Origin of the sequence: Flavobacterium sp. UBA5153, assembly GCA_002413745.1 — a bacterium.
GTDB lineage: Bacteria > Bacteroidota > Bacteroidia > Flavobacteriales > Flavobacteriaceae > Flavobacterium.
In genome coordinates this window covers 71375-78616 of sequence record DHXP01000017.1, presented here as the reverse complement: position 1 = coordinate 78616, position 7242 = coordinate 71375, and the positions used below count along the sequence as shown (strand labels likewise).

At 38.3% G+C, this 7242-nt stretch carries 4 protein-coding genes; all 4 read right to left on the bottom strand.

Features of this window, described 5'->3' with window-relative positions; translation table 11 throughout:
• Positions 1-936 precede the first annotated feature (936 nt).
• The 4 genes from B2145_RS03535 to B2145_RS03520 all read right to left on the bottom strand — a co-directional run bounded on the left by B2145_RS03535 (position 937) and on the right by B2145_RS03520 (position 7169).
• Positions 937-1407 (bottom strand): UpxY family transcription antiterminator, encoded by a 471-nt coding sequence (locus B2145_RS03535; RefSeq protein ID WP_291098288.1) that lies wholly within the window; start codon positions 1405-1407, stop codon positions 937-939.
• A gap of 777 nt (positions 1408-2184) precedes the next feature.
• A complete protein-coding gene (rfbB, locus tag B2145_RS03530; RefSeq protein ID WP_291098286.1) occupies positions 2185-3231 on the bottom strand; it encodes a dTDP-glucose 4,6-dehydratase in 1047 nt (348 codons plus the stop codon).
• A gap of 227 nt (positions 3232-3458) precedes the next feature.
• Positions 3459-4742, bottom strand: a complete 1284-nt coding sequence (locus B2145_RS03525; RefSeq protein ID WP_291098283.1) for a nucleotide sugar dehydrogenase — start codon at positions 4740-4742, stop codon at positions 3459-3461.
• Between the two features lie 1035 nt (positions 4743-5777).
• Positions 5778-7169: a UDP-glucose 6-dehydrogenase gene (locus tag B2145_RS03520; RefSeq protein ID WP_291098281.1), complete on the bottom strand. Its 1392-nt coding sequence runs from the start codon at positions 7167-7169 to the stop codon at positions 5778-5780.
• Between the last annotated feature and the right edge of the window lie 73 nt (positions 7170-7242).

Below are 7242 nucleotides of genomic sequence, written 5' to 3'. Positions count from 1 at the left end.
TTGGATTTCAGAATTGAGAAAATAGCGGGTCGGCGAACAGTCCAGGGCTAGCGTTTTTTGGTTCTTTTTTGGGCAATGCAAAAAAGAATAGATGTCAATTAAAAACACATTATTCTATCATAAGTAGAATTTTAATTAAAATGCAATAATGTGTTTTCTTACAATTGTATTTTATCATTTAATTGATATTCAATGTGTTAATAAAAAACGTCAATGGTAGCCTGCCGAAGGACACTCTTCCCCGTCATTCTGAGCCTGCCGAAGGACACTCTTCACTTTTGACTATCTGTTCTCTGAAGCCATTCCCCTCTTGAGAGGTCCCGATAGCTATCGGGATAGGGGTGTGTTTTACATTTTATCGTAAAACAAATCGCTATCGTCGAGAAATTGTAACATATAAAGTCGTAACCTTAAATCGCGAAACCGTTAACTGACAACCGACAACTCTTTTTCACGGCTTCGCCGTGGTGACTCCCATAACTGGGCTCACCATAATTTCAACAGATTACAAATTTATATAAAAAAAGGAGAATCCAACTTTTATTGATACTATATAAAAAGTTTAAAATATTTTAAATACATTGTATCTGTTCCGCCTAATTGATTAAAAATCAATACCTTATTTTAAAAAAAAACGAACCGTTATTTATTTCAAAAAAAACTTTAATAAAAACAAATTATACTTCCTTTTTTTTCACCTTAAGAATGCAACCCAACGATTCCAAAATCAACACATAATGATTTTGTTTTACTTCCTGAATGATGGCAGATTGGGTTATAAATGATCCAGATTCTAATATGTATTTAATAGCATTGTCTAATTGTCTAGTTTTCTCCCTCAGTTGAAACTTTGGGTTATGGCTGTAAAATAATTTTAACTTCCTCCTATCTATCGCCCACGGTTTTAACCGTGGGATTGGAAATAGCTATAAAAAATCACACTTCTTTTTTTTTCACCTTGAGAACGCAACCCAACGATTCCAAAATCAAGATGTAATGGTTTTTTTTTACTTCCTGAATGATGGCAGGCTGGGTTATAAACGGTCCTGATTCTAATATGATTTTATCCCCTTTTTGCCATTTATCGATGGACACCTCAAAATCAGCCGGAGCGGAAAGCCAATTCTGTATCGCCTCAATTTCCGAATCCCTTACCACTGCCGGTTTTCCCAGCCAAAACAAATACCGGATGGCACCTGTCACTTCAAATATTTTATTCCTTCCCTTTTCTGGTACCTGAACAAAAATATAGGAGTTGAACAAGGGCACACTTACTGTTTTTTTTCGATCAGACCATTGACTGATTTTGGTAATCAACGGACAATAGGTGACCACCCCAATTTCATTCAATCGTTCCGCTACTTTTTTTTCCCACTTGGGTTTGGTGTACACTACATACCAATTCATACTTATTTCATCTTTTGTTATCAGTTCTCGGTTATCTGTTATCTGTTCTTTATGTGCTTAACGTGATAATTATGCAATCGAAAAACAAATGTTTTTGGTTGTCGGTTTTTCTATTGACCATTACAAAACAAAAACAAACTCAAATTATAGATATTTAAATCTTTATAACTCTTCATTATTTTCTACCCGTTGGGTGTAATTCAAATTATTGTTTTTTTAAACACATAGACACACAGTTTTTATTAATTAAATCAAGACGTTTCACTTAATTAAAGTTAATCATAGCTCTGTTACCCGAGACCGAAGGTCGAACAGGCTAAGCAAAACCAAGAATTGATCTATCTCATTCTTTTTTCTATGTTTCGAGCCTGCACTGAGCAAAGTCGAAGTGCGTGTAATTTTTTTATATTTTAATTATTTCAAAAATTCTATTAATTGCACCCAACGGGTTATTTTCCGTTATTGGTTAGCTATTTTTTCTATTGTTTGTTTGAATCAATGCGTATCTATTCTAAATACCTTTTAACTGTCTTTTTTTCATTAAGTCGCTTTAAACTATCCTGTTTTATAATCCGAAACTGATAACTGATAACTTTTTATGACTGTCCGCTAAGCGGACTAAATTTTCAGGACACAAATGCTTTATAAAAACTTTGCCACGAATTACACTAATTTTCACTAATTTTTTAAAAATTATAACAGGAATTCGTGCCAATTTGTGTAATTCGTGGCTGAAATAATTAATTAGTATTAGTAACGGATAGTCATATAACTTTTTTAAGAGTACATCTTCTCGTAATACTTCCCATATTCTCCTGAAGTCACATGATGCAACCATTCCTGATTATTAAGATACCAATCAACGGTAATTTCCAATCCTTGCTCGAAGGTTACCGAGGGCTTCCAACCCAATTCCGTGTTTATTTTTGTCGCATCGATGGCATAACGCAAATCGTGTCCTGGACGATCTTTGACATAGGTAATCAGTTTGGCCGACGTACCCGCTTCCCTGCCCAATTTCGTGTCCATAATAGAACACAACACTTTTACCAAATCAATATTTTTCCATTCGTTGAAACCTCCAATATTGTAGGTTTCGTGATTCCTGCCTTGGTGAAAAACCAGGTCAATAGCCACAGCATGATCTTTCACAAACAACCAATCACGGGTATAATTTCCGTCACCGTAAACAGGCAAAGGCTTGTTATTAATAATGTTATTGATGAAAAGGGGAATTAATTTTTCAGGGAAATGGTTGGGTCCATAATTGTTGGAACAATTGGTGACCACATAAGGCAAGCCGTAGGTTTCACCGTACGCTCTTACAAAATGATCCGAACTTGCTTTGGAAGCGGAATAAGGTGAATTGGGGTCGTAAGCGGTGGTTTCCGTGAACAAGCCTTCGGCGCCTAAAGAACCATAAACCTCATCGGTACTGACATGATAAAAACGTTTCCCTTCGGCAGTATTGGCCCACTGTTTTTTGGCTGCATTGAGCAAATTCACCGTCCCTATCACATTGGTTTTCACAAAAGCCATTGGGTCTTCGATGGATCGATCCACGTGTGATTCGGCAGCCAAATGGATCACTCCGTCAAACTGGTGTTCCAGAAACAAGTTGGAAATAAAACTTTCGTTGGTTATATCACCTTTCACAAAAGTATAATTCGGTTCTTTTTCGATATCCATTATATTTTCCAGATTTCCCGCATAGGTTAGCGCATCCAAATTAAAGATTTGGTATTCCGGATATTTCTTTACAAAAAGTCGCACAACATGGGACCCAATAAATCCCGCACCGCCCGTAATCAGTATTTTTTTCATCTTTTTATTTTTTATTACAATCTAACTTTTTTCAATCACAAAAACTTTTTTGGTTATTTGCACTCCAAACTCCCCTGTCATTGCGAAGAATAAAGCAATCTGCTGGGGGTGCGTTTTTTTTGAAAACACAATAAATCCAATCAATTTTCGTCTTCTTCAACTCGCTTCCGTTTGCTATCGGGACAAAAACCGACAACCGACAACCGATAACTCACAACAGATAACTGCTATAATTTCCCGTCAGCCATATCCCCCAAAACCCCTTTTACGTCATAGAGAATGCTGTTTTCATTTCTTAGGGAATTTAGGTCCAAATCCAGAAATTCTTTATGGGCCACGCCCAAAACCACTGCATCAAATGAACATTCCGGTTTGTTATTGCTGGTTGTCAATCCATATTCAAGCAACACATCGGCAGGATTTGCCCAAGGATCGTATATGGTTATTTTAATACCATAATCTTCTAACGCCTTTATAACATCGACAATTTTGGTGTTGCGGACATCAGGACAGTTTTCTTTGAAGGTAATGCCCAACATTAATAGACTCGCCCCATTGATGGTCACTCCCTTTTTGATCATTAGCTTGACCACTTGCGAAGCCACATATTCCCCCATACTGTCATTCAAACGGCGTCCTGCCAATATTATTTCGGGATGATAGCCTTTTTCCTGTGCTTTTTGCGCCAAATAATAAGGATCTACGCCTATGCAATGCCCGCCAACCAAGCCTGGTTTGAAAGGAAGGAAATTCCATTTGGTTCCCGCTGCTTCCAATACGGCGTGGGTGTCAATTTCCAATATATTGAATATTTTGGCCAATTCGTTGACAAAGGCAATGTTGATGTCCCTTTGCGAATTCTCGATTACTTTGGCGGCTTCAGCCACTTTTATGGAGGGAGCAAGATGCGTTCCTGCCGTAATCACCGATTGGTACAATTGGTTTACTTTCTGTCCAATTTCTGGAGTGGATCCCGAAGTCACCTTCAAAATCTTGTCTACCGTATGCTCCTTGTCTCCGGGATTGATGCGCTCCGGAGAATATCCGGCAAAGAAATCAACATTAAATTTTAATCCTGAAACTCTTTCCAAAACCGGCACACATTCTTCCTCGGTAACCCCTGGATAAACGGTGGATTCGTAAATGACGATGTCTCCTTTTTTCAACACTTTACCTACGGTTTCGCTGGACTTGTACAAGGGCGTTAAATCAGGACGATTGTTTTTGTCCACAGGCGTGGGAACCGTAACAATGAAATAATTACAGTCGGCTATTTCCTCAAGGGACGATGTGCAATACAACCCTATTGCATCACCCGAAGTTTCGAGTAATACTTTTTTTAAACTGGCAGCATCAATTTCCAGTGTGCTGTCATTCCCCTGTTTAAGCGCGTTGATTCTGGATGTATTGATGTCAAATCCTACAACGGGATATTGTGTTGCAAATAATCGTGCCAAAGGCAAACCCACGTATCCCAAACCGATGACGGCTATTTTTATGTCTGTGTTCAATTTTTAAAAGTTTTTTTGGTTCTTCTTGAGGAAGAATCTTATTTAACCCGTTGGGTGTAATTCAAATTATTGTTTTTTTTAAACACATAGACACATAGTTTTTATTAATTAAATCAAGACGTTTCACTTAATTAAAGCTAATCATAGCTCTGTTTAACCAAGAATTGGTCTATCTCATTCTTTTTTCTATGTTCCGATAGCTATCGGAACTATGCGTTTAATTTTTTATATTTTAATTATTTCAAAAATTCTACTAATAACACCCAACGGCTAATGCTTTAGTATAATTTTAAGACAACCAACTTGATGCTTGCATAACAAATTCCTTAGTTTTAGTCAAAATAATAAAGTCTGGCCTACTTTTCATTTCAAATTTCGCCAAAATTACTTTAAATAAAAATACTTCTTTTACGGTTTTCCTCATTTTTAAATTCTAATTAAACAATGCCAATTATAAAATGTTCCAATCAACTTGCCGATAACAGACAACTCCGAAATCCCGTCAGTTCGAGTGATCCTGCTTTTGGGCAGGATTGTATCGAGAACCCGCAACCAATAACTGATAACCGACAACTCTGAAACCCGTCAGTTCGAGTGATCCTGCTTTTGGGCAGGATAGTATCGAGAACCCGCAACCAATAACTGATAACCGACAACTCCGAAACCCGTCAGTTCGAGTGATCCTGCTTTTGGGCAGGATTGTATCGAGAACCCGCAACTAAGTAACCGACAACTCTGAAACCCGTCAGTTCGAGTGATCCTGCTTTTGGGCAGGATTGTATCGAGAACCCGCAACTAAGTAACCGACAACTCTGAAACCCGTCAGCGTGAGGCATAATTTTTATTTAAAAAAACCAATACAAAATAACATATTATGAATTTAAAGCACTCCTGACTCCCCTCTTGAGAGGGGCTGGGGGTGTGTTTTTCAAATGCCGCTGTTTATATCTTAATAAAAAACGTCAGTTCGATCCTGCTTTTGGGCAGAATTGTATCGAGAACCCGCAACCAATAACCGACAACTAACAACCATTATCAGGATCCAATCGCCTGATAAACAAACCCGATGGCTTCTAATTCAGACTTATTCAATATATTCCTGCCGTCAAAAACGAAAGCCGGTTTTTGCATTCCATCATATATTTTTTGCCAGTCATATTGGGTAAACTCGTCCCATTCAGTAAGAACGGCTATGGCGTGTGCCTCTTTACAAGCTTCATAAGGGTCATCAAATGAGCTAATTCCCTCCACATTTCTTTTGTGTTTTCTTGACTCCAAATAATCCAAATCGGCCAAGACTTTTTTCCTTGACACTTTAGGATCGTAAACCGCAATTTTGGCCTGTTCGCTTATCAAATCATTGGCCACATAAATAGCCGCCGATTCCCTGGTATCGTTGGTATCTTTTTTGAAAGCCCAACCCAGGAACGCTATTTTTTTATCGGCAACGGTATTGTAAAGGGTTTGCACTATTTTATTGGAAAACCTCTTTTTCTGATGGTCGTTCATAATAATTACCTGTTCCCAATAATCGGCCACCTCGTTTAACCCGTAGGATTTAGCGATGTAAACCAAATTCAAGATGTCTTTCTGGAAACAAGAACCACCAAAACCAACAGAAGCTTTCAAGAACTTTGGACCTATTCGGCTATCCATCCCTATGGCTTTCGCCACTTCATTGATGTTGGCACCCGTTTTTTCACAAAGTTCGGACAGTGCATTTATGGAAGATATTCTTTGTGCCAAAAAAGCATTGGCGGTCAATTTTGACAATTCTGACGACCACACGTTGGTGGTCAGTATTCTTTCGGGACTTACCCAGTTCAAATAAATATCAACCAATGCCTGGATTGCTTTTTGACCCTCCTTTGATTCATCTCCGCCTATCAATATTCTGTCAGGATGCAATAAATCCTTGACTGCGGTGCCTTCGGCAAGAAATTCCGGATTGGAAAGAATCTGGAACTGCACCCCATTACCCGTATTGTCCAAAATACTTTTGATGGCCTCGGCAGTTCGTACCGGCAAAGTCGATTTTTCGACTACGATTTTGTTGTCTTTGGCTACTTTAGCTATTTGTCTGGCACACAATTCGATATATTTCAAATCGGCGGCCATGCCTTTCCCTTTTCCGTAGGTTTTTGTGGGCGTGTTTACCGATATGAAAATGATTTGGGCTTCATCGATGGCTTTTTCCACATCGGTCGAAAAAAATAGGTTTCTTCCTCTGGCTTCGGCAACAATGGCGCTTAATCCTGGTTCATATATTGGAATATTATTCACGTCTTCATCATTCCAGGCTGCAATTCGTTCCGCGTTCAAATCGACTACGGTAACCTGAATGTGGGGGCATTTTTGTGCAATAACCGCCATTGTTGGTCCCCCAACATATCCAGCGCCAATGCAACAAATTTTTGTGATTTTCATTTTTTGTTTCTTTTCTCTATTTTCTTTTCTCTATTTTCTTTTCTCTATTTTCTTTTCTCTTTTCTCTTTTCTC